21 protein-coding genes, 1 tRNA gene and 1 other RNA gene are annotated in these 25,127 nt (G+C 59.7%); 14 read left to right on the top strand and 9 right to left on the bottom strand.

The genetic code is table 11. The annotated features are described in order from the left end of the window. Positions 1-66 precede the first annotated feature (66 nt). A complete protein-coding gene (locus ABID12_RS03310) occupies positions 67-948 on the top strand; it encodes an oxidoreductase (protein WP_354433093.1) in 882 nt (293 codons plus the stop codon). A 113-nt stretch (positions 949-1,061) separates the two neighbouring features. Here the strand turns inward: ABID12_RS03310 and gap are convergent, their stop codons facing one another. From gap to tkt, 3 genes are read right to left on the bottom strand one after another with little or no spacing between them, the layout of a single operon-like run. Next, on the bottom strand, positions 1,062-2,063 hold the full coding sequence (gap, locus tag ABID12_RS03305) for a type I glyceraldehyde-3-phosphate dehydrogenase (RefSeq protein WP_354433092.1): 1,002 nt from the start codon (positions 2,061-2,063) through the stop codon (positions 1,062-1,064). A 29-nt stretch (positions 2,064-2,092) separates the two neighbouring features. Beyond that, positions 2,093-2,299: a hypothetical protein gene (locus tag ABID12_RS03300; RefSeq protein WP_146132366.1), complete on the bottom strand. Its 207-nt coding sequence runs from the start codon at positions 2,297-2,299 to the stop codon at positions 2,093-2,095. A 10-nt stretch (positions 2,300-2,309) separates the two neighbouring features. Further along, entirely contained in the window at positions 2,310-4,292 is a 1,983-nt protein-coding gene (gene tkt, locus ABID12_RS03295) for a transketolase (RefSeq protein WP_354433091.1), read from the bottom strand. Between the two features lie 565 nt (positions 4,293-4,857). On the opposite strand from tkt, the gene ABID12_RS03290 reads away from it, so the two are divergent. From ABID12_RS03290 to ABID12_RS03260, 7 genes are all read left to right on the top strand, one after another. Beyond that, on the top strand, positions 4,858-5,136 hold the full coding sequence (locus tag ABID12_RS03290; protein ID WP_106311417.1) for a DUF4164 domain-containing protein: 279 nt from the start codon (positions 4,858-4,860) through the stop codon (positions 5,134-5,136). A 19-nt stretch (positions 5,137-5,155) separates the two neighbouring features. Beyond that, complete coding sequence (locus ABID12_RS03285) at positions 5,156-5,521, top strand: cell division protein ZapA (protein ID WP_319519320.1); 366 nt, start codon at positions 5,156-5,158, stop codon at positions 5,519-5,521. Between the two features lie 107 nt (positions 5,522-5,628). Continuing rightward, positions 5,629-5,790, top strand: a non-coding RNA gene (gene ssrS / locus ABID12_RS03280) — 6S RNA. Positions 5,791-5,809: 19 nt separating this feature from the next. Beyond that, positions 5,810-6,493 (top strand): 5-formyltetrahydrofolate cyclo-ligase, encoded by a 684-nt coding sequence (locus ABID12_RS03275; protein WP_354433090.1) that lies wholly within the window; start codon positions 5,810-5,812, stop codon positions 6,491-6,493. A 164-nt stretch (positions 6,494-6,657) separates the two neighbouring features. Next, positions 6,658-6,870 carry a hypothetical protein gene (locus tag ABID12_RS03270; protein WP_354433089.1) on the top strand — a complete coding sequence of 71 codons (213 nt, stop codon included), beginning with the start codon at positions 6,658-6,660 and terminating at the stop codon, positions 6,868-6,870. 32 nt (positions 6,871-6,902) lie between these two features. Beyond that, entirely contained in the window at positions 6,903-7,727 is an 825-nt protein-coding gene (locus ABID12_RS03265; protein ID WP_354433088.1) for a TIGR00282 family metallophosphoesterase, read from the top strand. Positions 7,728-7,899: 172 nt separating this feature from the next. After that, complete coding sequence (locus ABID12_RS03260) at positions 7,900-8,877, top strand: LysR family transcriptional regulator (protein WP_354433087.1); 978 nt, start codon at positions 7,900-7,902, stop codon at positions 8,875-8,877. Positions 8,878-8,906: 29 nt separating this feature from the next. Here the strand turns inward: ABID12_RS03260 and ABID12_RS03255 are convergent, their stop codons facing one another. Next, positions 8,907-9,635: a L,D-transpeptidase gene (locus ABID12_RS03255; RefSeq protein WP_354433086.1), complete on the bottom strand. Its 729-nt coding sequence runs from the start codon at positions 9,633-9,635 to the stop codon at positions 8,907-8,909. Positions 9,636-9,966: 331 nt separating this feature from the next. Here ABID12_RS03255 and ABID12_RS03250 point away from each other — a divergent pair, with 331 nt between their 5' ends. Further along, positions 9,967-11,094 (top strand): site-specific DNA-methyltransferase, encoded by a 1,128-nt coding sequence (locus tag ABID12_RS03250; RefSeq protein WP_354433085.1) that lies wholly within the window; start codon positions 9,967-9,969, stop codon positions 11,092-11,094. Between the two features lie 171 nt (positions 11,095-11,265). Here the strand turns inward: ABID12_RS03250 and ABID12_RS03245 are convergent, their stop codons facing one another. Continuing rightward, positions 11,266-11,880: an HAD family hydrolase gene (locus ABID12_RS03245; protein ID WP_354433084.1), complete on the bottom strand. Its 615-nt coding sequence runs from the start codon at positions 11,878-11,880 to the stop codon at positions 11,266-11,268. After that, positions 11,877-12,953, bottom strand: coding sequence for an A/G-specific adenine glycosylase (gene mutY, locus ABID12_RS03240; RefSeq protein ID WP_354433083.1), 1,077 nt, complete (start codon positions 12,951-12,953; stop codon positions 11,877-11,879). Before mutY ends, ABID12_RS03245 begins: the two co-directional genes overlap by 4 nt. A gap of 205 nt (positions 12,954-13,158) precedes the next feature. On the opposite strand from mutY, the gene ABID12_RS03235 reads away from it, so the two are divergent. From ABID12_RS03235 to ppdK, 4 genes are all read left to right on the top strand, one after another. Continuing rightward, positions 13,159-13,680, top strand: a complete 522-nt coding sequence (locus ABID12_RS03235) for a DUF721 domain-containing protein (protein ID WP_354433082.1) — start codon at positions 13,159-13,161, stop codon at positions 13,678-13,680. A 122-nt stretch (positions 13,681-13,802) separates the two neighbouring features. Beyond that, positions 13,803-14,474: a DsbA family protein gene (locus ABID12_RS03230; RefSeq protein ID WP_106312654.1), complete on the top strand. Its 672-nt coding sequence runs from the start codon at positions 13,803-13,805 to the stop codon at positions 14,472-14,474. An 84-nt stretch (positions 14,475-14,558) separates the two neighbouring features. Continuing rightward, positions 14,559-18,020 carry a chromosome segregation SMC family protein gene (locus tag ABID12_RS03225; protein ID WP_354433081.1) on the top strand — a complete coding sequence of 1,154 codons (3,462 nt, stop codon included), beginning with the start codon at positions 14,559-14,561 and terminating at the stop codon, positions 18,018-18,020. Positions 18,021-18,157: 137 nt separating this feature from the next. Next, on the top strand, positions 18,158-20,857 hold the full coding sequence (gene ppdK / locus ABID12_RS03220) for a pyruvate, phosphate dikinase (RefSeq protein ID WP_354433080.1): 2,700 nt from the start codon (positions 18,158-18,160) through the stop codon (positions 20,855-20,857). Here ppdK and ABID12_RS03215 read toward each other — a convergent pair. Continuing rightward, positions 20,839-21,750: an MBL fold metallo-hydrolase gene (locus tag ABID12_RS03215; protein ID WP_354433079.1), complete on the bottom strand. Its 912-nt coding sequence runs from the start codon at positions 21,748-21,750 to the stop codon at positions 20,839-20,841. The genes ppdK and ABID12_RS03215 overlap by 19 nt on opposite strands. Before the next feature lie 203 nt (positions 21,751-21,953). Here ABID12_RS03215 and ABID12_RS03210 point away from each other — a divergent pair. Continuing rightward, positions 21,954-22,028 (top strand) — tRNA-Gln (locus ABID12_RS03210). Between the two features lie 77 nt (positions 22,029-22,105). On the opposite strand, the gene ABID12_RS03205 is transcribed toward ABID12_RS03210, so the two are convergent. Together ABID12_RS03205 and ABID12_RS03200 are read right to left on the bottom strand one after the other, a co-directional pair. Continuing rightward, positions 22,106-22,462, bottom strand: a complete 357-nt coding sequence (locus ABID12_RS03205) for a hypothetical protein (protein ID WP_354433078.1) — start codon at positions 22,460-22,462, stop codon at positions 22,106-22,108. 364 nt (positions 22,463-22,826) lie between these two features. Beyond that, positions 22,827-23,849, bottom strand: a complete 1,023-nt coding sequence (locus ABID12_RS03200) for a hypothetical protein (protein ID WP_354433077.1) — start codon at positions 23,847-23,849, stop codon at positions 22,827-22,829. Between the last annotated feature and the right edge of the window lie 1,278 nt (positions 23,850-25,127).

The raw sequence follows: 25,127 nt of genomic DNA, 5'->3' as shown, positions 1-25,127 counted from the left end.
TGTCCGGATTATCAAATCAAAATGGACGTCCTAAATCGGCCGGGAAAACAACGAAAGGAAACCGTTATGACCTTACCAGCAAGCGCCGCCGGCCGTTTCACCTTTCCCGGCACGGAAATCTCCGTCAGTCGCATGGGCTACGGCGCCATGCAGCTTGCAGGTCCGCATGTCTTTGGCGAACCGAAGGATCCGGATGAAGCCCGGGCCGTGCTGTGTGAAGCACTTGATCTCGGGATCGACCATATCGACACCAGCGACTTCTATGGGCCCTATGTCACCAACAGACTGATTGCCGAAACGCTTCATCCCTATCCGGAAAATCTCACGCTCGTCACCAAGGTTGGCCGCTGGCGGGATGATCAGGGGGGCTGGAACATGGACTACAGCCCGGCATTCCTGCGCAAATCCGTCGAAGACAATCTTAAGCGCCTGAAGCTTGATCAGGTCGCAATCGTCAATCTGCGCATGGGCAGTGCTACCGGCTTTAGCGAGGACAGTGCCCTTGCCGAACCGATGCGCGAGATGAGCAGGATGCAGGAAGAGGGGCTGATCGCCCATATCGGTCTTTCAACCGTGACGGAATCGCAGATCAGGATTGCCCGAGATATCGCGCCGGTCGTCTGCGTGCAGAATCTTTACAACCTCGTGCACCGCGATGACGATGCAATGATCGACAGTCTTGCCGAGCAGGGGATCGCATATGTGCCGTATTTCCCGCTCGGTGGCTTTTCGCCGCTTCAGTCGGATGAGTTGGCGAATGTTGCAAGCGAACTCGGTACATCGCCGCAAAGTGTGGCGCTTGCCTGGCTGCTCGCCCGCAGTCCCAATATTCTTGTCATTCCGGGAACTGCATCGCGCACCCATCTGCGGGAAAACATCGCCGCCGCCAGCCTGAAGCTTGATGCGGACCATCTGCGTCGCCTCGACGGGATTGCATCGATCAGCTGAGTGCCTTTCTTCGCTGAAACATGAAAGGCCCGCCGAACGGATCGGCGGGCCTTTTCGATTTTGGCTCTATGCCCGCTGCAATGTTGCAACAGGCTGCAGAAAGCCTTGGTTGCTTAGAGCAGCTTGCCCATGACGACGGCGTTGTCGGCCATGCGGTTGGAGAAGCCCCATTCATTGTCGTACCAGGACAGGATGCGCACGAGCTTGCCTTCCAGAACCTTGGTCTGCTCGGCAGCAAAGATCGAGGAGGCCGGGTCGTGGTTGAAGTCGCGCGAGACGAGCGGTTCTTCCGAATATTCGAGAACGCCCTTCAGTTCGCCCTCTGCGGCTGCCTTGATCGCGGCATTGACTTCCTCGGCAGTCACGTCCTTGCTCGGAACGAATTTCAGGTCAACGACCGAAACGTTCGGGGTCGGAACGCGGATGGCCGAGCCGTCGAGCTTGCCGTTAAGTTCCGGCAGCACCAGACCGACAGCCTTGGCGGCACCGGTGGAGGTCGGGATCATCGACAGTGCGGCTGCACGGGCGCGATAGAGGTCCTTGTGCATGGTGTCGAGGGTCGGCTGGTCACCCGTGTAGGAGTGGATCGTGGTCATGTAGCCACGCTCGATGCCGAACGTCTTGCTCAGGACGTAAGCGACCGGCGCCAGGCAGTTGGTGGTGCAGGAGCCGTTGGAGACGATCAGGTCGTCCTTGGTCAGCGTGTCGTGGTTCACACCGTAAACGATGGTCTTGTCGGCGCCCTTGGAGGGGGCGGAAACCAGAACGCGCTTGGCGCCGGATTCCAGCAGCATCTCGGCCTTTTCCTTGGCCGTGAAAATGCCGGTGCATTCCAGCGCGATGTCGACGTCGCTCCACGGCAGTTCCTTGGGGTCGCGGATCGCGGTGACGCGCATCGGGCCGAGACCGGCGTCGATGGTGTCGCCCTTGACGGTGACTTCGTGCGGGAAACGGCCGTGAACGGAATCGTATTTCAGAAGATGGGCGTTGGTTTCGACCGGACCGAGATCGTTGATGGCAACGACCTCGATGTCCTTGCGGCCCGATTCGACGATGGCGCGCAGAACGTTGCGGCCGATGCGGCCGAAGCCGTTGATGGCAACTTTAACTGTCATGGTAGGACTCCCTATTCGCGAGTAGATTCTTACAAAACCCAAAGCCGCCGGATGACATTCAATTGCGGCAGGGCAACCTCTTTTGGACTGCGAGCGCATCGGCCATTGCGCACCGGTAAGCTGGCAGCCCTGATATAAGCCTTTTTTGCCGGAAATTCAGCATTCGTCTGGCGAAATGCAGTCATTTTCGGCACGAGACGGCCCGGCTTTAAAACCGGGCCGCTCAATTCATTCATGGTTAGCCGCTTATGCGCGCTTCTTTTCGACCGCTTCGACAATCGCTTCGGCGGTGATGCCGAAATGCTTGAACAGGTCGGCGCCCTTGCCGGATGCGCCGTAACCGTCCATGCCGATGAAGATGCCGTCTGTGCCGATGAAGGAATCCCAGCCCATGCGGATCGCGGCCTCGACGCCGACCTTGATCGGCGAATTACCGATGATGGCCTTCTGATAGTCTTCCGGCTGCTCGAAGAACAGCTCCATGCAGGGCACGGAAACCACGCGGGTGGAAATACCCTTGCCGTCAAGCGTCTTCTGCGCTTCGACGGCCAGGCCAACTTCCGAGCCGGAGGCAAAGATCGTGACTTCGGCTTCATTGGCCGGGATCAGATCGTAAGCACCGGTGGCGCAAAGGTTCTTCTCGTTATAATCGAGACGAACGGCCGGCAGGTTCTGGCGGGTGAGCGCAATGCCCGAGGGGGCATGCGCACTTTCCAGCGCAAGCTGCCAGCATTCCGCCGTCTCCATGGCGTCTGCCGGACGGAACATCTGGAGGCCCGGAATGGCCCGCAGCGATGCCATCTGCTCGACCGGTTCATGGGTCGGGCCGTCTTCGCCGACGCCGATCGAATCATGCGTCCACACATGGATGACCCGGATGCCCATCAGCGCGGCAAGGCGCACCGAGGTGCGGCAATAATCCGAGAAGATCAGGAAGCCGCCGGAATAGGGGATCAGCCCGCCGTGAAGCGCGATGCCGTTCATGGCTGCCGCCATGGCATGCTCGCGAATACCCCAGTGGATGAACCGGCCGGAGAAATCATCAGGCGTGATCGACGGCGTCTGGCTGGTATTGGTGTTGTTCGATCCGGTCAGGTCGGCAGAGCCGCCGATGGTTTCCGGAATCGCACCATTGATGACTTCGAGCGCGTTCTGCGAAGACTTGCGCGAGGCCAGCGTCGGCTTCTCATCGGCAAGCTGCTGCTTGTACTTCTGAACTGTGCGGTCGAAGGAGCCGGGCAGTTCGCCGGCAAAGCGGCGGTTGAACTCGGCCTTGATTTCGGTCTTGGTGCCTTTCAGGCGCTCTTCCCACTCGACACGTGTCTTGGTGGAACGCAGACCGGCAACGCGCCATGCGTCCAGAATGTCTTCCGGCAGTTCGAAGGGGGCGTATTCCCAGCCGAGCGCCTTGCGCGTTTCAGCGATTTCCTCATCACCGAGCGGCGAACCATGGGCCTTGTTGGTGCCGGCCTTTTTCGGTGCACCGTAACCAATGGTCGTCTTGCAGGCGATCATCGTCGGCTTGTCGGATTTCTGCGCTTCCTCGATTGCCGCGGCGACTTCATCCGGGTTGTGGCCGTCAATGTCGATCGTGTGCCAGTTGGCCGCGCGGAAACGGGCATGCTGGTCGGTCGAATCGGCAAGCGAGACGGCGCCGTCGATGGTGATCGAGTTGTTGTCCCAGAACAGGATCAGCTTGGAAAGCTTCAGGTGGCCGGCAAGCGTGATCGCTTCCTGGCTGATACCTTCCATCAGGCACCCGTCGCCGCAAAGCGCATAGGTGTAGTGATCCATCAGCTCGCCGCCGAACTCGTCGGCAAGCTTGCGCTCGGCGATCGCCATGCCGACGGCATTGGCAATGCCCTGGCCGAGCGGGCCGGTGGTGGTCTCGATGCCGGAGGCATGGCCGTATTCCGGGTGACCGGCGGTCTTGGAGCCGAGCTGGCGGAAATTCTTCAGGTCTTCGAGCGTCATGTCCTCGTAGCCGAGGAGGTAGAGCAGCGAATAAAGCAGCATGGAGCCGTGGCCGGCCGAAAGCACGAAGCGGTCGCGGTTGGGCCAGTTCGGGTTCTTGGGATCGAAACGCATGAACCGCGTGAACAGCACCGTTGCGACATCGGCCGCGCCCATCGGCAGTCCGGGATGTCCCGAATTGGCTTTCTGTACGGCGTCCATGGAGAGGAAACGGATCGCGTTGGCCATCCGGTTGTGTTTTTCAAGAGAAGTCATGTGTTCTTCGCTTTTCTTGATTCTGAGGGATTACGTTGGTCGTTGGAAGTACCGGCCGTCAGGCCAGTCGGCAGTGCTGCCGGTTAAATTACAGTGTTACCCGAACCAATCAAGGCGGCAAATTTGAAAGCGCCTCGATGGGCCTCGAGCCCGAAAACGCGTGGACACTACACCATTTCAAATGGGCCTGCCACAGCTTAACCCGCCATGAGGCAATATGGTGTATATCGTGTCTCATTTCTGCGTTTATCCGTTCGCTAAATCGATTGATAGAGGAATTTTCATCGGGTTACATTGTTTTATGACAAATCGACGGTCAGTCCGGCGGCCGCAATGAAGCGCTTTTTAACAAAACCGGCGGCGTTTGGGCCGGTCGGGGAACAGTCCTTAAATTTCCACTTGACAACCACCGGTCTCAGTTGACCTCGGCTGTTAACTCTCCCTAAGATCATAATGAATTTTCGGGCATCTTGACGATTCGAAAAGCGCATTTTGCACCGTATGGTGGTGAGCGTATCGGTGGCTCAAGCAGTGCGCGTCTCTCTATTTCGGGAGGAAGGCAGTAGTGGCAGAAACGGGACGGCTTGAAAACGCGCTTCAGGCGCTTGAAAACGCTCTTTCGGGCCTCGAAAATGCCGTCGATGCCCGTGCGGAAAAGCTTCAGAACCGCGAGGATCTCGAAAACGAGGTGCGGATTGTCCACGAGGACCGCGCAGGCCTTGCGCGCGAACTCGACCAGGCGCAGTTTCGGGCCAACCGGCTGGAAGAGGTGAACCGTGAGGTCTCCCGCAGGCTGGTGACGGCCATGGAGACAATCCGCTCGGTTCTCGATCACGAGAAATAGGCCGGAAGGAACAGGGCAGATGGCGCAAGTCACCGTCAACATCGATGGCAAGGCCTACCGTATGGCCTGCGAAGAGGGGCAGGAGGACCACCTGGTCGATCTTGCAGCCCGGTTCGATTCCTATATCAGCAATCTGCGCGGGCAGTTCGGCGAGATCGGTGATCTCAGGCTGACGGTGATGGCCGGGATCATGATCATGGATGAGCTTCATGATCTGCAGACACTGGTAGATGCCAATGCCGCCGAACTGGAAGACCTGCGCGCCAAGGCCGGCTCCGCCGACAGTGCGCGTGCAGCCCATGACGACGAAATGGCGGCGGTTCTGGAAAATCTTGCCGGGCGGCTGTCGAGCCTTTCGGCAAAAGTGTCCGGCGTTGACAAGTGACCGGTTTTTCGGGCTTTCGGGCAAACTCTCCGGAAGATTGAAGAAAATCGTTTCGCTGACATCTTTTTCCCTCTGGCAGGTGGAAGGGTGGAACGCTATATAGGAGCTACGGTCTGCGCTTCACGACAGGAATCTTCGAATCCCCGGGGCCTTACTCGATCCTAAGGGAGCTGTCCCTGACCTCGCCCGTGGGCTTGGTTATATGGCGCCCACCTACTTCTGTAGGCGCCCAGGATCCAACCGATTCCATCGGTCGCCGTGGACCGGCTTTATAATTCAGGTTTCTTTATGCTGAGACGTTTCTTTTTGCGGTTGACGGGGGGCTCCGGCGAGTTTCTGGAAGCCTATTTTTCCCGTCCTGATGAAACCAAATCCGATCTTCGCAAGGTTCTTCTGTCCCGGCGCGACAGCTTGAGCGAAAAGGAACGCAAGAAGCGCGACAAGCGCATCATGCACGAACTCGAAGAACTGTTTACAGCGTTCGAAGGCATGACCGTTGCCGGATACTGGCCGATCAAGAGCGAATTCGATCCGCGCCCGGCGATGCGTGAAATCGAAAAGGCGGGCGGCAAGCTCTGCCTTCCTGCCGTCATTGACCGTGAGACCATTGTTTTTCGGGCTTATAAAACCGGTGACGATCTGGTGAAATCCGGTTTCGGTACGCTTGCGCCGCCGGAGACGGCCGAGGCGGTCGATCCCGAAATCATTCTGATTCCCCTTGTCGGTTTCGATGGCACCGGAAACCGCCTCGGCTATGGTGCCGGCCATTATGACCGTGCCGTTGCCGATCTTGCAGCCAGGGGAAAGCGTCCGCGTCTGATCGCGCCGGCCTACGCCATCCAGGAAGCCCGCAGAATTCCCTCCGAGCCGCATGACCAGCGGCTGTTCGGCATCGTGACCGACGGTGGAACAAGGACGATCATGGAAGTGGTGGAAGACGGGGAAATACATCTGGAGCCGCCGACGACCTGAGGCGATGGTGCGAAACCGGATTAATTTATTTCCATAGCCGCCGTGCCGCGCTAGAGCGTTTCAGACTGAAATGGAATCGTTCTGCGGCAAGGAATTTGCGCCGGGATCAAGGGCTTTGGCGCAGGGCATAGCCGAAGCTATGTCCAAGCCGAAGACCGCCGGTAATGGCGCAAATTCATGCCGCCCTTCAGGGTTTGCCGAAACCGGCCCTCCACTTTGTCGAAGCCCTTCGCCATAGCTATGGCTATGCCGCGCGGGCTTCTTCGCGTGGAATGACCGGTTTGGGCAAACAGAACTGTTTCCATTTCAGTCTGAAACGCTCTAAAGGGGGCAGCAACACCATCACCACTTTGCCGCAGACCCTCTGTCGCTTTTGACTGCGACGATGCGGCTGGAAACGGAATTTTCAATGCGTTTGCTTTTTCTCGGGGATATGGTCGGCAAGACGGGGCGCAGGGCGGTCTGGGATCGCCTGCCGGGGCTGATCAGCGATCTGAATCTCGATTTCGTCATCGTCAACGGCGAGAACGCCGCCGGCGGCTTCGGCATCACCGAAACCATCTTTCAGGAAACCATCAATGCCGGCGCCGATGTTGTGACCACCGGCAATCATGTCTGGGACCAGAAGGATGCGGTCATCTTCGCCGACCGGCATGAGCAGTTCCTGCGCCCTGCGAACTATCCGGCCGGCACGCCGGGCCGGGGCTCGAGCATTCATTATGCCAGGAACGGCGCGCGCGTGCTGGTGGCGAACATCATGGGCCGTGTGTTCATGCATCCCGAGCTCGACGACCCCTTCAAGGCGGGTGAGGATATTCTCGGGGCCTGCCAGCTCAAGGATCAGGTCGACGCCATCATCTTCGATTTCCACGCGGAAGCCACCAGCGAGAAACAGGCCTTCGGCCATTTCGTTGACGGCCGCGCCAGCCTCGTCGTCGGCACCCACACCCATGTGCCGACCGCTGATTGCCAGATCCTGAATGGCGGCACCGCCTATATGTCGGATGCCGGCATGTGCGGCGATTACGATTCCTCGCTTGGCATGGACAAGGAAGAACCGCTTTCTCGTTTCGTGTCCAAGATGAACAAATCCCGCTTCGAAGCTGCCTCCGGCCCGGCGACCATCTGCGGCGTCGGCGTCGAAATATCCGATACGACGGGGCTGGCTGAAAAGATCGCGCCGCTCAGGCTCGGTCCGCGTCTGGAAGAGACGGTGCCTGCGTTCTGGGGGTAGGTCACCCGTTCATGAAGGGTTTTTCCGGACGTCGTCGCCCGCGGCATTTCCGCAGCGTTTGCCGGTCTGTCCCCGAGATGCAGATCGCGGGGTTTTAAAACCGGATCAAAGCATTTGTTTGTGAATGACCTATTCGTTATGGTTCGGTAACTGCCATAACAGAGCGTTATCGATGGACATCAATGCAGCCCTCAAGGCGTTCGTTCGCACCGTCGAGCGCGAATCGATCACCGCCGCCGCCCGCGATCTGGGCATTTCCCAGCCGGCGGTGACGAAACATATCCGAAACCTTGAAGCCCGCCTGAACGCGCGCCTTCTGGAGCGATCGCCCAAAAATGTCCGGGTGACGGCCCAGGGGGCCGAACTCTATGAATCCTGCCGGCATGCCCTGGCCTCGATCGACGCGGCGCTCGAAGGCGTCCGGCTGAACGATGGCGAGGTGGAGGGCCCCTTGCGGGTCCATGCGCCGGTCTGCATCGGCGAAAAGCATGTTCATGCCATCGTGATGGAATTTCTGGATGCGCACCCGCAGACGAATATCGAACTGGTGCTGGAAAACAGGCAGGTCGATCTCATTCACGAGAATTTCGACATCGCCATTCGCTTCGGCAGGATCGAGGGGCAGGATGTCATCGCGCGACGCATTGGCTGGATTCAACGCATCCTCGTCGCGGCGCCGGAATTCCTGGATATCACCCCGCGCATCGATGCGCCGCAACAGCTTGGCGACGTCGCTTTGGTCGCCACCAGAAACGTGCTTGAAAAACGCAACGAACTGCAGCTTGTCAGCGACGCAAACGAGGCGATGACTGTCACTGTTTCGCCGGTGCTGACGACCAACAGCGCGCAGGTTCTCCTGAAGAGCCTGCTTTCGGGGCGCGGGGTCGGCACAATCCAGACCAATCAGGTCATCGACGAGCTTCGCGACGGGCGTCTTGTGCGGGTATTGCCGCATTACACGATAAAGCCGATCGCAGCGTCATTGACCTATCCCTCCACGAAATTCATGCGCCCCGTCGTGCGGGCCTTCACCGATTTCGCCATCACAAGACTGCGCGGCATCACCGGCATCAGCGCTGAGCCGAATTGCGGATTCGATGTGCCCCATGCGCCGGAAAAACCCGAAGCCGAGATCGTCATGTCCTCCTGATCGGGATTGGCGGTATCGTTTCGAGGGTTCTACACGCTGACCGGCTGCTGGCGAACGACGATCCGGGCGTGGTAGGGCACGCGGTCGTAAAGGTCGATGACGTCCTGATTCAAAAACCGGACACAACCCGACGACACCGCATTGCCGATCGAAGACCATTCCGGCGAGCCGTGCAGCCGATAAAGCGTATCCTGACCATTTTGAAAGATGTAAAGCGCGCGTGCGCCCAGCGGGTTCATGATCCCCGGCGCCATGCCGCCATTGGCGACCGAATAGATTTCAAGTGCGGGATCGCGCGCGATCATGTCACGCGGCGGCTTCCATCGCGGCCAGTGTTGCCGCCAGTGGATGACGCCTTCGCCTTCCCAGGAAAAGCCGGTTCGCCCGATGCCGACGCCATAGCGCATGGCGCTGCCACCGTCCTCGACGAGATAGAGAAAGCGGGAGGGCGTGTCGACGACCACCGTGCCGGGCGGCTCCCCGGTTGGGTTTTCGACGCGCTGGCGCAGCATTTGCGGGTTCATCTGCCAATAGGGCACTGCGGGGATTTCGTGGCCGTCGTCCGTCACAGCCGCATATTGCAGATCGCGTTCGGGGCTGCGCGGGGTGGAAATCCGGGCTTCCGGCGTTTCCTCGACGGGCTGCGTCTTCACGGCGGGCTGTGTCGAGACGCATGCCGAAACGGACATGGCCAGAGGAAGGGCGCCCAGAACAAACGTCCTGCGGGTGAGGGGTGCTTGAGTGTCTGATTCTTGCATGGAGGCGGTGAGTCTTTTTCTGGTCGGCTTGGTGTCGCCGGCCAGAGAAAACCAAGTAGTCAGCCATGTCCAGTGGTTGGGTGGTGATTAGATCCATAACCAATGGTTATGATTTGATCTGCCTTATGCATTGTACCCTCCGGCATCCGTTCGACTGAACCGCGTCTCGCCCCACCTGCAAGCACGGTCTGCGACCGCGGGACATCTCAGGGGCGGCTGATGACGGCCGGAGGTTTTCGTTTTGTCAGCCAGCCTCAACGCTTTGGTAACCAAAACAGGCGAGAATCGGGCCAATCACCAGTTGTTGAGTACCTGTACAAGCGAGTAACACATGGTTCCGGTCACTGCCCTGAAGACGAAGGCGGCGTCGCCTGAGCGCGCCGAATGGATTGACACTATCCTCAAGGGCGATTGCGTTGCCGCACTCGAAGCGCTTCCGGATCATTCGGTCGACGCGATTTTCGCCGACCCGCCCTATAATCTCCAGCTTGGCGGCGTGCTGCACCGCCCGGACCAATCGAAGGTCGATGCCGTCGATGACGAGTGGGACCGGTTTGCATCGTTCGAGGCCTATGACGCCTTTACCCGCGCATGGCTGCTGGCCTGCCGGCGGGTGCTCAAGCCGAACGGCACGATCTGGGTGATCGGCTCCTATCACAATATTTTCCGCGTCGGCGCCAAGATGCAGGACCTTGGCTTCTGGATTCTCAACGATATCGTCTGGCGCAAGACCAACCCGATGCCGAATTTCAAGGGCCGCCGGTTCCAGAACGCCCATGAGACGATGATCTGGGCCAGCCCCGACGCCGAAACCAAAGGCTATACCTTCAACTATGACGCCATGAAGGCGGCCAATGACGATGTGCAGATGCGCTCGGACTGGCTGTTTCCGATCTGCTCGGGCGGCGAGCGGCTGAAGGGCGAGGACGGCAAGAAGGTGCATCCGACGCAAAAACCCGAAGCATTGTTGTCGCGCATCATCCTGTCATCGACCAAGCCCGGCGATGTCGTGCTCGACCCGTTCTTCGGCTCCGGCACCACCGGCGCGGTGGCCAAACGTCTCGGTCGTCATTTCGTCGGCGTCGAGCGCGAACAGGACTATATCGATGCCGCGACTGCGCGCATTGAAGCTGTCGAGCCGCTGGCCGACGAAATGCTGGCGCCGACGCCGAGCAAGAAATCGCTGCCGCGCGTGGCCTTCCTGTCGCTGATCGAAAGCGGACTGCTGGCTGCCGGCGACCGGTTGACCTCGCCCAGGGGAAATCTGACGGCCTATGTCCGGGCAGACGGCACGCTGGCAAGCGGCGCAGACAGCGGTTCGATCCATCGCCTCGGTGCGCGCCTTCAGGGCGCGGAAGCCTGCAATGGCTGGACATTCTGGCATTATGAGGAAGGCGGCGAACGCTATCCGATCGATCGTCTTCGTGGGCGTATCCGCGCGGCAATGGCCGGCGCCTGATCGCGCCAGCGTTCATATTAGGACTTTATCAACCATATATAGAAACTGTTCACGAATTTCGTTTAAAGGTTGATCTGTTCCCTGTAGCGGCGTTTCGGTTCCTGACCTCCGAACATGACGCGGCAATTTCCGGGCCCGGCACCAACCGGGCCCGGTTGTGCTTTGCGCGGTTCAGACGGTGATGCCGAAAGAGGCAAAATCGGCTTTCAGCGTCGCGGCATCGGTGAACCGGACTGCGTTCCAGCCGGCTGCCTTTGCACCCTCGACATTGACCGCCTTGTCATCGATGAACAGCGTTGCTTCCGGTGTCAGACCGAAGGTCTCGGCGTGCCGGTCGAAAATCTCGCGGTCGGGTTTGACCATGCCGATCTCGCCGGAAACGGTGATGCCGCGTCCCTCGTCAAGAAACGGATAGCGGGTGCGGCAGACCCGGAATGTATCGGCCGCGAAATTGGTCAGCAGCGTCACATCCCGCCCCGAAGCGATCAGCGATTGGTAGAGCGCCACCGAATCCTCGTAGGAATAAGGGATCATCTCTTCCCAGTGGGCGCGGAAGGCGCGGATATTGTCGGCTTCTTCCGGATGGCGGGCGATGGCCTCGGCTTCCGCTTCCGGCCATGGGCGGCCGCGGTCCTGCTCGTGGTTCCAGGCATTGGTGCAGACCTCGGCAAAGAAGCGGGCACGCTTTTCCGGATCCGGAATGATGCGCGAAAACGGGACGTGCGGGTCGTAATGCACCAGCACATGGCCGATGTCGTAGACAATGTGGCGGATTTCAGTGGTCATGATGTCTCCCTGCGGGCCTTGAATGCATCGGGTATAGCCTGCGTGATTGCCTTTTTCATTACACTGGGAAGTGCTTCCTCACCAAGTGCCGTGATTTGCGTCCAGCGCCCGCCGGTAACCGGGCGCTCGTCCGAAGCCGCATGCCAGATGGCAAGCCTCAGTTCGAAATGGGTAAAGACGTGCGTGACTTCGCCCTTCGGCGTCCATGCCGCCGAAAACGGGGCGGCGTCCTTCCCGGTTTCACCGTCGCTCCTGGCCGTCCAGCCGGTTGTCGGCACCTCGGCCATGCCGCCCAGAAGCCCCTTGTTTTCGCGGGTCTTCAGCAGGATCCGCTGGTCCGGCGTTTCCGCGATGAAGGCCGCGCCATAGCGCACCGGCCGGGCGGCTTTCGGCATCTTCAGCGGAAGACGCTGCGGGTCGTCTTTTGAAAGCGCGATGCAGTCATCGCGCAACGGACAGAGCACACAGGCCGGCCGTTTCGGTGTGCAGATCGTGGCGCCGAGGTCCATCATCGCCTGTGCGTAATCGCCCGGACGCTCGGCCGGCGTCATCGCCTTCGTTCGGGTTTTGATCTCCGGTTTGGCAGTCGGCAGTGGCGTTTCGATGGCAAAAAGCCGTGTCACCACGCGCTCGACATTGCCGTCGACAACGGCTTCCGGCCGGTCGAAGGCGATGGCCGCAATCGCTGCAGCGGTATAGTCGCCGATGCCGGGCAGGGCCTTCAGCCCTTCAAACGTATCGGGAAAACGTCCGTCATGGTCGCGCGCCAGCACTTCGGCGCATTTCTTCAGATTGCGCGCGCGCGCATAATAGCCTAGGCCCGCCCAGGCCGCCATCACTTCATCCGTATCGGCGGCGGCGAGATCGGCGACGCGCGGCCAGCGCGTGAGGAACTTGTCGAAATAGGGTTTGACCGCCTGCACGGTGGTCTGCTGCAGCATGATTTCCGAAAGCCAGACATGATAGGGATCGGGCACGACGCCCTGCGCCTTGTCGGAAGGGCCGACGCGCCACGGCAGTTCCCGGTGGTGGCGGTCGTACCAGGCGAGAAGCTTTCGGGCGAAGTGATCCATGATGTCCTGAAATTCAATTGTGTTCGGGCGATTTTTCGCAGGGTCTTCATCGCTTATCGCGGAAGTCCGGCACCGGGCAACATGGCATGCGAAAATTACCCGCGCGCTTTTTCATCAATCCCTGTTCAATACCTGACAAAATCTCTATGGTCTGCACATCTTCTGCCGTATATCGTTGCCGGCCTTGTAAAGGTTTGGAAAGAAAATGCGCCCGTCCCGCCCGAGAAATGCCAGCCAGATTGCCGATGTGGCCAACAGCCTCATCGACCCGATCCTTGCGCGCCGCTCGGGCATATCCACAGCACTTCTGGGCGCCTGGGACGAGATTGCCGGCGAAGCCTATGCCGATTTCTCGCGGCCTGAAAAGATCACCTGGCCGAAACGTCCCTCGGAAAGCGAGGACGGCGGGTTTCGGCCCGGCTGCCTGACGATTGCCTGCGAAGGCGCGCGGGTGCTGTTTTTGACCCATGCGCAGGGCGAACTCATTCACCGGGTCAACGGCTTTTTCGGCTTTTCGGCGATCGATCGCATCAAGGTGGTTCAAAAGCCGGTGCAGCCGCCCGGCGGACACCGCAAGAAGCCGCCGGAGCTGTCGCCAGCCGAAGCGCGCGACCTTGAGGCGCGGCTTGCGGGCATCGAATCTGAAAAACTGCGCGCCGCGATCATGCGGCTTGGCGCGGGCGTCATGAGTGAAAAGCGGCAAAAAAAGGGCAGAAAGGGCATATGATGCGGGGCAAAACCGGCATGGCAGTCACATATGTTTGAAGCGTGGGCCGGCTTGCCGGCTTGTGCAATTTTCGCCCAATCGCTAGTGAAGTTGAAACGGGAAACCAGACGAGAGTAACCAAAATGGCTGAATTCGAGATCACAAAGCGGACCTTGTTGCGGGGCGTTGCTGCCGGCAGCGCGGTGGCAGGCCTTTCCTTCGCCCCTTCCGCTTTCGCGCAGAGTGGCGAATTGCCCGAATCCCAGGGCAATGTCGACATGGAAAAGGCGCTGGAGCCCGGACCGCTTCCGGAAATCGCGATGGGTGAGGAAGATGCGCCGGTCAAGATCATCGAATACCTGTCGATGACCTGCCCGCACTGCGCCAACTACCAGGAAAAAACCTTTCCGGCGATCAAGGAAAACTACATCGACACCGGCAAGGTCTATTACATCTTCCGCGAATTTCCCTTCGATCCGCGCGCCATGGCCGCCTTCATGCTGGCCCGCTGCGCCCCGAACGACAAGTTCGTACCGTTCATGGACATGATGTTTTCGCAGCTGAGAACCTGGGCCACGGCAGAAGACGGCAGCGCTGCAATGCTGCAAATGGCGAAACTGGCCGGTTTTACACAGGAAAGCTTCCAGGCTTGCTTGACGGACCAGACTCTGCTCGATGAGATAAATACGGTAAGAGAGCGCGGGGCGGAAGAATTCGGGGTCAGCGCGACGCCGACCTTCCTGATCAATGGCAAGAAGTATTCGGGGGACATGTCGGTTGACACTATGTCGGCCCTTATCGACAGCATGCTTTGATTTTACGTTCGCACGATTTTGGGCGCGCGCCGGGAAAGGCGCGCGCTTTTTTGCGTCTGCATACCCCTTGCGGGGTGATGCGCGATGAAATTCGATCGCCTGCGGCTTGTCGGTTTCAAATCCTTCGTCGAGGTCGGTGACTTTATCATCGCCCCGGGGCTGACAGGGGTGGTCGGTCCCAATGGCTGCGGCAAGTCCAATCTAGTCGAAGCCCTGCGCTGGGTGATGGGAGAAAATTCCTACAAGAACATGCGCGCCTCCGGCATGGACGATGTGATCTTTTCAGGATCCGGCAGCCGTCCCGCCCGCAATTCCGCCGAGGTCGGTCTTCATATCGACAATTCCGACCGCACCGCGCCGGCGGCCTTCAACGACAGCGATGAAATCCAGGTCTCGCGCCGGATCACCCGCGAGCAGGGCTCGCTCTACCGCATCAACGGCAAGGAGGCCCGCGCCAAGGATGTGCAGCTTCTGTTTGCCGACGCCTCGACCGGCGCGCGCTCGCCGTCCATGGTCGGGCAGGGGCGGATCGGCGAACTGATCCAGGCCAAGCCGCAGGCCCGCCGTCAGCTGCTGGAAGAAGCGGCCGGCATTTCAGGGCTTCATTCCCGTCGCCATGAGGCGGAGCTCAGGTTGCGCGGCGCCGAGACCAATCTGGAACGGCTGGAGGATGTTACCGCACAGCTTACAAGCCAGATCGAAAGCCTGAAGCGCCAGACCCGGCAGGCAACCCGCTTCAAGGCGCTGTCAGCCGATATCCGCGCGCATGATGCCATTCTTCTGCATCTGCGCTGGGTGGATGCCAAAAACGCCGAAGCCGAGGCGACGAGTGCGCTCAACCAGTTGACCGCAATCGTTGCCGAGCGCGCCAACCAGCAGATGGAAGCGGCCAAGACCCAGGCCGTTGCCGGTCTCAAAATGCCGGAACTGCGCGATGAAGAGGTCAAGGCGGCAGCGCTTCTCCAGCGTTTGCAGATTGCCCGCCGCCAGCTTGAGGACGATGCCGCGCGCATGATGCAGCGTCGCGACGAGCTGTCGCGCCGGCTGTTGCAGCTTGGCGAGGATATCCGCCGCGAAGAGGCAATGATCGCCGACAACAGCGCCATTCTCGAGCGGCTTGCCGCCGAAGAGGCTGAGCTTTCCGAATTGCTGGAGTTTTCCGGCGAGGACATTGCCGCGGCCCGCGAAACCATGGATGAGGCGGCGGCCCGGCTTTCCGAAAGCGAAAACAGCCTGAATGCGCTGACGGCCGAGCGCGCCGAAGCTGCCGCCAACCGCGCCCAGCTTGAGCGCGCGATCGCCGATCTTGCCGACCGGCGGGCGCGGCTGGAAAAGCAGATCCATGACGCTGACAGTGAGCTTGAGGCGATTTCGGCGCGCATGGGTGCACTGCCGGACCCGGCGGAAAAACGCGAGGCGCTGGAAGCTGCCCAGATCGCCGAGGAAGACGCCTACGGCGCGCAGGAAACAGTCGAGGAGAACCTTGCCGAAGCGCGTCGCAACGAGGTGCTGACCCGCCAGCCGGTGGAAACGGCCAAGGCCAGGCTGTCGGAAATCGAGACCGAGGCGCGGACCATTGCAAATATGCTTTCGGCCAGTGCGGCTGCAGGCGACTTTACCCCGTTGGCCGATTTGCTGAGCATCGAGCAGGGTTTCGAGACCGCGCTCGGTGCCGTGCTGGGCGATGATCTGGAAGCGCCGCTGCAGGCCGAAGCGCCGGCGCACTGGCGTGGCAATGGCGCAGGCCTCGGCGACCCGGCGCTGCCTGATGGCTGTCGTGCGATGAGCGAACTGGTCGACGCGCCGCAAGAGGTGATGCGGCGGCTGCAACAGATCGGCCTGGTCGAGGAAGATGCGGGCGAAACATTGATGCATGCCCTGTTGCCGGGGCAGGAACTGGTGACCAAGGAGGGGGCGGTTTTCCGCTGGGACGGTTATGTGAAGGGAGCGGATGCGCCAAGTGCAGCCGCGCTCAGGCTTTCCCAGAAAAACCGGCTGACCGCACTTGAGGATGAACGGCGCGGGGCGGAGGTGATGCTGGAAGACGCGCAGCAGCGCCAGCAGCAGGCCGCAGACCAGGTGCGCACCGCTGAAGCCGCGCTGTCGTCGTCCAGAGAGGCCGTCCGCATGGCCGGTAGGGTGGTGGCTGACGCGCGTTCCGCCCTTGCCGAGGCTGAGCGCGCCTCGGGCGAACTGGTGCGCCGCCGCGATGTTGTTACCGAAACCCGCAGTCAGCTTGCCGCCCAGCTTGAGGATATTGCCCTGCGCAGCGAGGAAACCGCGGCGCAGCTTGCCGAAGCACCGGATTTTTCCGTGCTGGAACAACGCCTTGCCACGCAGGGCGCCGAGGTTGCCCGGCTGCGCGGCGAACTGGCGGAAGCGCGCGCGCGCCATGATGGGCTGATGCGTGAAAACGATGCCCGCAAGCGCCGGATCGTGGCGATCGGTCAGGAGCGGACAAGCTGGCAGAACCGCGAAAAGGGCGCACAGGCGCAGATTGCGACGCTGAAAGGCCGCGAGGAAGATGCGCGCGATGAACTGGAAGGCCTTGAGGAAGCGCCGGAGGAACTGGAAGACAAGCGCCGCCAGCTAACCCGTGAGCTCGAAGCTGCCGAAAACACGCGCAAGGACGCCGCCGACCGGCTGGTCGAAGCGGAAGAAGCCCAGCGCGAGGCCGATCGCCATGCCGCCAAGGCGCTTTCCGATCTGGCCGAAGCGCGCGAAAAACGGGGCCGGGCGGAAGAACGTCTGGTCTCGGCGCGGGAACGGCGCGAGGCGGCCGAAACGCGTATCGGCGAGGTTCTGGACGTTGCCCCGCATGAGGCCTTCCGCCTGACCGGTCTTGCACCCGACGAAGACCTGCCGGACCCGCTGACGGTGGAGCGCGCGCTGGAAAGGCTGAAGGTCGAGCGCGAGCGTCTCGGCGCGGTCAATCTGCGCGCGGAGGAAGAACACGCAGAACTGTCCGGAAAGCTTGAGGAACTGGTGCGCGAGCGTGACGATATTCTGGACGCCATCCGCAAGCTGCGCGGCGCCATTCAAAACCTCAACCGAGAGGGCCGCGAGCGTCTGCTGGCCGCCTTCGATGAGGTCAACGATCAGTTCCAGCGCCTGTTTGTCCATCTTTTCGGCGGCGGCATGGCCGAACTCCAGCTGATCGAATCGGACGACCCGTTGGAGGCCGGTCTCGAAATCCTCGCTCGCCCGCCCGGCAAGAAGCCGCAGACGATGACGCTGTTGTCCGGCGGCGAGCAGGCGTTGACGGCCATGGCGCTGATCTTCGCCGTATTCCTCACCAATCCGGCGCCGATCTGCGTGCTCGACGAGGTGGACGCTCCGCTCGACGACCACAATGTCGAGCGCTACTGCAATCTGCTGGAAGAGATGGCGACCACAACCGATACCCGTTTTATCGTGATTACCCATAACCCGATCACCATGGCGCGCATGGACCGGCTTTTCGGCGTGACCATGGCGGAGCAGGGGGTGTCGCAGCTTGTGTCGGTGGACCTGAGAACGGCGGAAAAACTGGTGGAAGAAGCCTGATGGCAGCCGGTTTGGCAGCGTCCATCGGGATTTTTCTCTTTTGTCCAATTCTCATTTCGGCTCCGATGCTCTAACGTCCCGGAAAACAACAGTGAAAGCGGGCGGCGCATTGGCCCGTCCGGCAACCGGGCAGATGAATGGCGAACTGGGTTTACGGTTTCGGTTTCAGTGAGGCGGACGAACACGAGATTGACCGGGATCGGCTGGGCGGCAAAGGCGCCAGCCTTGCCGAAATGTCGCGCATGGGACTTCCCGTGCCGCCCGGGCTGACGGTGGTTTCCGATGTCTGTCTGTATTTTTATGAACACGGCAAATCCTTTCCCGAAGGACTGAAGGACGCGGTCGCCGAAGGGCTGAAACAGGTCGAGCAGGCGACCGGCAAGCTGTTTGGTCGTGGCGAACATCCGCTGCTTTTGTCGGTGCGTTCGGGCGCGCGCGTTTCGATGCCGGGGATGATGGATACGATCCTCAATCTCGGCCTCAATGATGAAACGGTTCAGCTTCTGGCCGATGACACCGGCGATCCGCGCTTTGCCTGGGACAGTTACCGGCGCTTTATCCAGATGTATTCCGATGTGGCGCTGGGGCTCGACCAGGAATTTTTCGAGGAAGTGCTGGAGGAAAGGCTTTCCGAACTTGGCCACGCCTATGAAACCCAGCTGACGGCCGGTCAGTTGGAAGACATTGTCGCAAGCTACAAGGAACTGCTTGAAGACGAACTGGGCGAGGCATTTCCGCAGGACCCCTATGAACAGCTCTGGGGGGCGATTTCGGCGGTTTTCTCAAGCTGGACCAGTGCACGGGCCACGACCTATCGCGCATTGCACAACATCCCTTTCGAATGGGGCACGGCGGTCAATATTCAGGCCATGGTGTTCGGCAATCTCGGCAATGATTCGGCCACCGGCGTTGCCTTCACCCGCAATCCTTCGACCGGCGAAAAGGCGCTTTACGGCGAGTTTCTGGTCAATGCCCAGGGCGAGGACGTGGTTGCCGGTATCCGCACGCCGCAAAGCGTGACTGAGCCCGGGCGCATTGCCGCAGGCGGCGAAAAACCGTCGCTGGAAAAGCTGATGCCGGAGGCCTTTCAGGAGCTTGAAACCGTTTCGGCCCGGCTTGAGCGCCGCTATGGCGACATGCAGGACATGGAATTCACCATCGAGCGCGGCAAGCTGTTCATGCTGCAGACGCGCGCCGGCAAACGCGCGGCCGGAGCGGCGATGAAGATCGCCATGGATATGGCCGATGAAGGGCTGATCACGCGTGAGGAAGCGATTGTCCGCGTCGATCCGGCAACGCTCGACCAGATGCTGCATCCGACGATCAAGCCGGGCTACAAGGGCACGCAGATCGGTTCAGGCCTTCCCGCTTCGCCCGGTGCTGTTACCGGCGAGATCGTGTTTACGGCCGAGGACGCAATCTCCGCCCATGCAGAAGGCCGCAAGGTCATTCTTGTGCGCACCGAGACCAGCCCGGAAGATATCCACGGCATGACGGCGGCCGTCGGCGTTTTGACCACGCGCGGCGGCATGACCAGCCACGCTGCCGTGGTGGCGCGCGGCATGGGGGTGCCCTGCGTCACCGGCGCCGGGAACATGCGGGTCGACCGGTTTGCCAACATCCTCCACGGACTTGGCGGGGCCATGTTGCACCCGGGCGATACGGTAACCATTGACGGGGCCACGGGCCGGGTGATGAAAGGTGCCGCACCGACGCAGAAGCCGGCGCTTTCCGGTGATTTCCAGCGGCTGATGGGATGGGCCGATAATGTTCGGCGCATGAAGGTCAGGACCAATGCCGATACGCCGGCAGATGCCCATGCCGCACGCGATTTCGGCGCGGAGGGTATCGGGCTTTGCCGCACCGAGCACATGTTCTTCGATGGCGAGCGCATTCACATGATGCGCCGGATGATCCTGGCGGAAACGGAAGGCGGCCGCCGGCAGGCGCTGGACCAGCTCTTGCCGATGCAGCGTGCCGATTTCGAGGCGCTGTTTGCGATCATGCATGGCCTGCCGGTGACGATCCGCCTGTTGGATCCGCCGCTTCACGAATTCCTGCCGAAAACGGCTGGCGAGGTCGAGGATATCGCCGAAGCGCTGGGCATGGAAACGGACGCGCTGCGTCACCGGCTTGATGCGCTGCACGAATTCAACCCCATGCTTGGGCATCGCGGTTGCCGGCTGGCGATTTCCTATCCCGAAATTGCCGAAATGCAGGCGCGTGCGATCTTCGAGGCGGCCATTGCCGCCGCGCGGGAAACCGGCGAGCCGGTGGTGCCGGAAATCATGGTTCCGCTGGTCAGCCTGCGGGCCGAACTTGACTATGTGAAGGCCCGGATCGATGAGGTTGCCCATGCGGTGATGGCCGAAAGCGGTATGGAGATTTCCTATCTCGTCGGCACCATGGTCGAGCTGCCGCGTGCGGCGTTGCGCGCCCACGAGATTGCGGAAACGGCGGCCTTCTTTTCGCTTGGCACCAACGATCTGACGCAAACGACCTTCGGGCTTTCGCGCGATGACGCGCCGGGCTTTCTCGGAACCTATCAGAAGAAGGGCATCATCGAGCGGGACCCGTTTGTGTCACTCGATTTCGATGGCGTGGGCGAACTGATGCAGCTTGCAAGCGAGCGCGGACGGCAGACCCGGCCGGATCTGCAGGTCGGCATTTGCGGCGAGCATGGCGGCGATCCGGTTTCAATCCGTTTCTGCGAGGGGCTGTCGCTCGATTATGTCTCCTGCTCGCCGTTCAGGGTGCCGACTGCCCGGCTTGCCGCAGCACAGGCGACCATTCGCAAGGCCGAAGAGCAGCACGACGGTCAGCCCGCAAGCCGGTAACGGCCACCGGCAAGCGGCGGGCCGTCGGTCTCGACAGCGCCGCGTTCCACGAGTGCTTCCAGATGGGCGAGTATGGAAAGTGCTGCCGCTCCGTGAAGATTCGGACTGGTGGTGCGGTAGACCACCTTCACCATCTCGGCAATCGTTTCGTCGCCGGCATTGAGCCGCTCGACAATGGCGCGTTCGCGCATCCGCCGGTGCGAGCGAATGCCGCGTACGAAGCCATGGGCCGACTTCACCGGGGCGCCATGGCCCGGCAGATAGATGGTTTCCGGCCGGGCGAGCAGCTTTTCAAGCGAAGCCATGTAATCGCCCATCGAACCGTCCGGCGGCGCGACAATGGTGGTCGACCAGCCCATGACGTGATCGCCGGAAAACAGAAACGGCGTGCCCTCCAGCGCAAAGGCGAGGTGATTGGCCGTGTGACCGGGCGTGTGAACCGCCTGAAGCACAAAGCCGTCGGCCACCAGCCGTTCGCCGTCGCCGATCTTCCGGTCCGGCACCAGGTCGGTGTCCGAACTCTCGGCAAAGGGGTTGGTTTCGCCGTCGTGAAGCGGCCGGGCCGCACAATGCGGGCCGAAGGCAACAACGGGAGCGCCGGTTTCCGTCCGCAGACGATGGGCCATCGGCGTATGGTCGAGATGGGTGTGGGTCAGTACGATGTGATCCACACGCCGCCCGGCAATCGCCTTCAACCAGATGTCGAGATGGCCTTCGACATCGGGGCCCGGATCGATGATGGTCAATGTCTTGTTGCCGATGAGATAGCCGTTTGTGCCATGTGCGGTGAAGGGGGAGGGGTTTTGCGCGGTGAGCCGCGCGACACCGTCGGCAATGTTGACGGCGCGGCCATAGGCCGGGTCGAAGTCACGCTCGATATCGGTATCTGTCATCATCGTCTCCTTGCTGGCAATCGCGCGCCGTGGCCAACACCTATCTGATATCGAGCGGGCAAATAGCAAGGTGCGTGCGATGCGTCTTCGCTGGGCAACCGCACAAAAAACTCAATCACCGGTCTGATTTAGACGTTGTGACCCGCGGAGAGCTTTGCTATGAGGCATGTCGTTCCATCGGTCGCACGACCGGGCGAACATGCTGGGGTGTAGCCAAGCGGTAAGGCACCGGTTTTTGGTATCGGCATGCGCTGGTTCGAATCCAGCCACCCCAGCCATATCGATCTTCCAGTCTAAAACAGCTGTTATCGTCCCGGTGGTGCTGACCTGTTAATGGGGAATTCTGGAGAGCAGTTCATCGCAGATGATATGCGATGGAATGGGGGGAGGTCTTTGCCGAACGGTTTTTGAGGATGGGCTGGATTTTTTTGCACCCGCGGATGTCGGAATCCAGCTTTTCTATAATGTCCTCGGACCAGTGGCGCGCGCGTAAAATCTGCGCAAAATTTCCTATTACATATGGACTGACTTCCTGCAGGGTCCGGGCAGCACGTTCGGGCTCTTTGATGTTGCAAAGCATTGCTGCTCCGATCAGAGAGGAGAGACCCGTCACTGTCGGGCCGGATTTCTCGAGAAACGAAAGTCCTTCGGCATAACGCCCGCTTTGATAAGAAGCCAGTACCAGTCCGGAAAACTCATAGCCGACATTCAATCCCAACTCGTCGATCGCGTTCTTGATCAGCTCTGTTGGTCTTTCTATTTTTCCGAGCCTTATCAGCCTGCTTGCGATATTGAGTTGCAGGTACGTGTCTTCGGGACGGTTCTTCAGAAGATGTTCGGAAAGGGAGACAAACTCGTCAATCCGGTTACGGGCAAAAAGAAAATAAACGCGTGAAACATCGACATCATATGTGTTCGGAGCCAGATAGACTGCTTTGTAGATTGCCTCCTCGGAGGCGTCCAGAAGCTCCTGGATCTGATGCCCGTGAAGTCCGAGAGCTTCGCTCTTGATTGCATAATATGCTCCCAGTACGGCCCATGCCGTGGCATCCCTGGGATTGCTGGTGACCAGCTCTTTAAGGCACCGCTATCAACTGATAGCCGGGGTCTTCATCATAGATCCAGTAGAGGGTTCTGGACCGCAAAAGGCATGATGAACGCGTCTTCTGCGCTCCGGCAATCCCTGAGAGTTGTCGGGTCAGGACGCCATTTTCACCCAATATCTGAAACGCGAGCGTGCGGGTGGCCGAGTCTATCTGGCGTCCGGTTGGTGTGCTCGACGGAAAATTATAACCGGAAGCTGCGATCAACGCCCCCGTCAGGTGATCGTAAAGACGCCACATCAGTTTTGGGGGAGCGTCGTCACCGGGAACAATCATACCTTGCAGCGTAACCGTCGCCGGCCCGCGAGGGGCGGCTATATCCGACGTGACGAGCGTAACAATGTCGTTTCGCGCCAATGCCGGCGCCAGTCGGGCGTCAACGGCCGCAGCCAGCCGTTTGTAGCGATCGTCGCGTATATCGGTTTTTTCAACGATCATGATAATGTTCGTTGCAGTCTCGGGCCCTTGGTGCGCCATGACAAAAGCGCTGGCGCCGAACGCCGTTCCCAAAAGCAGAACAGCCAACGCCAAGTAATAGCCGGTTTGCCGCCAGTTCCTGCGCACAGCAAAGGCTGTGATACTGTCGGCAGGTGAAACGTCAGCGGGGGATTCGCTTTCCAATGCGACAGCGGGCGCGACCGACGGTTCGTCGCAGACGGAGAACTCCGGCACATAGCATCCTTTGGGAACCGCGATGACGACAGTGTCGTCGCTCCCCTCATTGTCATAGTAGGCCGCCAGCGCTGCGCGTAGTCTGCGCGCGGTATTTCTCACGATGGCATCGCCGGCTGCATCGAAATCGGACGGCCGGTTAAAGACCTCGATACCGATTGAATACGACTTTATACGGTCGGCTCGCCCATCGAGTACTTCATCAACGATATACTTCAAAAATTTCTTCAATATCGGTGAATTCGCGAAATACCGGGATTTCTGTATTTTTGAAACAGAATCATTGATCGCCTTGCGGCAGAGTTGGGGATTGCTTTCGATCATAAGTAGACCCGAACAGAAATGCGTGGAAGCGATATCGCCGAAAACGCGCGAAACAGGGCACTGAAAGCAGACACATCATCCGAACCGGAGATATAGACATAACAGGTTCGGGGCTTCGGCCGCCGTTTCCACATCTTGTAATGTCAGCAGAATAGAACCAACACATGATGGAAACCGTCTGTCGACACTGTGTACTGTGCCTACCATCTGAAGATGAAATTTACAAGTAAGCGCGATTTAATTGTAACTTTGAAAAAAGAGAAGTGAACCTCTTTTGTTATTGAAAAATATATATTTTTATTGAAAGCGAACTTCGCCTTTTTAAGCTTTTGAGACGGTTTTGTTACCGTATCATTAAACCTGATATGTGGCCTGTTCGGGCGGGTTTTGAAAATGATTTTACGTCGGTTGGCGCTTTCTTTGATGCTGCGCATATCTTCCGGGACGGTTATCGAAGCGCGGATGCTGAAAGGGTGTGTTTTTCCTTTTATGCAACCGGAATGGCGTGGGTGAGCTTCACCGATGAGTCAATGAGGTGCGGACGCAGGATGGTGGCGTGGTTGTCAAGAACACAAGTAGCGCTGTCGAAACGCGTCGCAGAACGGTATTGGCCATGGAAGATTAGATTAGCCAATACCCGTAGTTTAGTTAATGTTTATATTCAATTTATTTAATATTGAGTGTATTTTTACGCGCTCGTCCCGCGCTGTGAAATAACTGGTTTATCAGCCGGATATCTCTGCAGAAGAGCCGAATGTTACCGTATCAAACGTTGTGACACTCCTGGTTGCGTCCGCGAATCACCTACAGCTTGTTGTGCAAGGCGCCACTTTCCGAGGGGAGGTGTTTTGCGGCTCCGGCCTCTGTTTATGAGGTTGAGGGGGAGGCGATCCGACAACGTCGTTTTGTTGCGGGTCAGACATTTTCATGGGTGAGGTCGGTTCAGGTCTTTCTGGTTGGTAAGGCATTCCTTCCTTTTCTCATGATGGGTTTGCGCTCCGCTTCTCCCTTCGCGTTCCAATCCAGTTCCAGTGACAGCGTTAATTGAAATTCGAGAATAACGGACGGGGTGTTCGGTGAGACAGATTCTACGCATGGTTGGCGGACCCGTTAATGCACTCACGGCATTGACGACTAAAGGTAGACTGAGGCTTTCGGATCCCGTTCGCGCACCGTCGGCGGTCGCGCGGGGGACGGGGAATACTTGCCGTGCAACCGCGTTGGCTTTGCTGACGGTGCTTGGCATTGGGGCGTGGGCCGGAGAGGCTGCCGCCGATC

The organism is Martelella mangrovi (assembly GCF_040545495.1).
Classification (GTDB): Bacteria; Pseudomonadota; Alphaproteobacteria; order Rhizobiales; family Rhizobiaceae; genus Martelella; species Martelella mangrovi.
Note: the sequence above shows the minus strand (reverse complement) of the source record. Positions and strands in the feature narration are given on the sequence as shown.

What these genes read in the sequence shown, in the direction of transcription:
- ABID12_RS03215 (WP_354433079.1), bottom strand. Translation starts at nt 21,750, where the DNA reads ATGACAGATACCGATATCGAGCGTGACTTCGACCCGGCCTATGGCCGC.
- tkt (WP_354433091.1), bottom strand. Translation starts at nt 4,292, where the DNA reads ATGACTTCTCTTGAAAAACACAACCGGATGGCCAACGCGATCCGTTTC.
- ABID12_RS03270 (WP_354433089.1), top strand. Translation starts at nt 6,658, where the DNA reads ATGGCGCAAATTCATGCCGCCCTTCAGGGTTTGCCGAAACCGGCCCTC.
- ABID12_RS03300 (WP_146132366.1), bottom strand. Translation starts at nt 2,299, where the DNA reads ATGAATGAATTGAGCGGCCCGGTTTTAAAGCCGGGCCGTCTCGTGCCG.
- ABID12_RS03275 (WP_354433090.1), top strand. Translation starts at nt 5,810, where the DNA reads ATGCTGAGACGTTTCTTTTTGCGGTTGACGGGGGGCTCCGGCGAGTTT.
- ABID12_RS03225 (WP_354433081.1), top strand. Translation starts at nt 14,559, where the DNA reads ATGAAATTCGATCGCCTGCGGCTTGTCGGTTTCAAATCCTTCGTCGAG.
- ABID12_RS03255 (WP_354433086.1), bottom strand. Translation starts at nt 9,635, where the DNA reads ATGCAAGAATCAGACACTCAAGCACCCCTCACCCGCAGGACGTTTGTT.
- ABID12_RS03260 (WP_354433087.1), top strand. Translation starts at nt 7,900, where the DNA reads ATGGACATCAATGCAGCCCTCAAGGCGTTCGTTCGCACCGTCGAGCGC.
- ABID12_RS03200 (WP_354433077.1), bottom strand. Translation starts at nt 23,849, where the DNA reads ATGATCGAAAGCAATCCCCAACTCTGCCGCAAGGCGATCAATGATTCT.
- gap (WP_354433092.1), bottom strand. Translation starts at nt 2,063, where the DNA reads ATGACAGTTAAAGTTGCCATCAACGGCTTCGGCCGCATCGGCCGCAAC.
- ABID12_RS03265 (WP_354433088.1), top strand. Translation starts at nt 6,903, where the DNA reads ATGCGTTTGCTTTTTCTCGGGGATATGGTCGGCAAGACGGGGCGCAGG.
- mutY (WP_354433083.1), bottom strand. Translation starts at nt 12,953, where the DNA reads ATGGATCACTTCGCCCGAAAGCTTCTCGCCTGGTACGACCGCCACCAC.
- ABID12_RS03310 (WP_354433093.1), top strand. Translation starts at nt 67, where the DNA reads ATGACCTTACCAGCAAGCGCCGCCGGCCGTTTCACCTTTCCCGGCACG.
- ABID12_RS03285 (WP_319519320.1), top strand. Translation starts at nt 5,156, where the DNA reads ATGGCGCAAGTCACCGTCAACATCGATGGCAAGGCCTACCGTATGGCC.
- ABID12_RS03245 (WP_354433084.1), bottom strand. Translation starts at nt 11,880, where the DNA reads ATGACCACTGAAATCCGCCACATTGTCTACGACATCGGCCATGTGCTG.
- ABID12_RS03230 (WP_106312654.1), top strand. Translation starts at nt 13,803, where the DNA reads ATGGCTGAATTCGAGATCACAAAGCGGACCTTGTTGCGGGGCGTTGCT.
- ABID12_RS03235 (WP_354433082.1), top strand. Translation starts at nt 13,159, where the DNA reads ATGCGCCCGTCCCGCCCGAGAAATGCCAGCCAGATTGCCGATGTGGCC.
- ABID12_RS03250 (WP_354433085.1), top strand. Translation starts at nt 9,967, where the DNA reads ATGGTTCCGGTCACTGCCCTGAAGACGAAGGCGGCGTCGCCTGAGCGC.
- ppdK (WP_354433080.1), top strand. Translation starts at nt 18,158, where the DNA reads ATGGCGAACTGGGTTTACGGTTTCGGTTTCAGTGAGGCGGACGAACAC.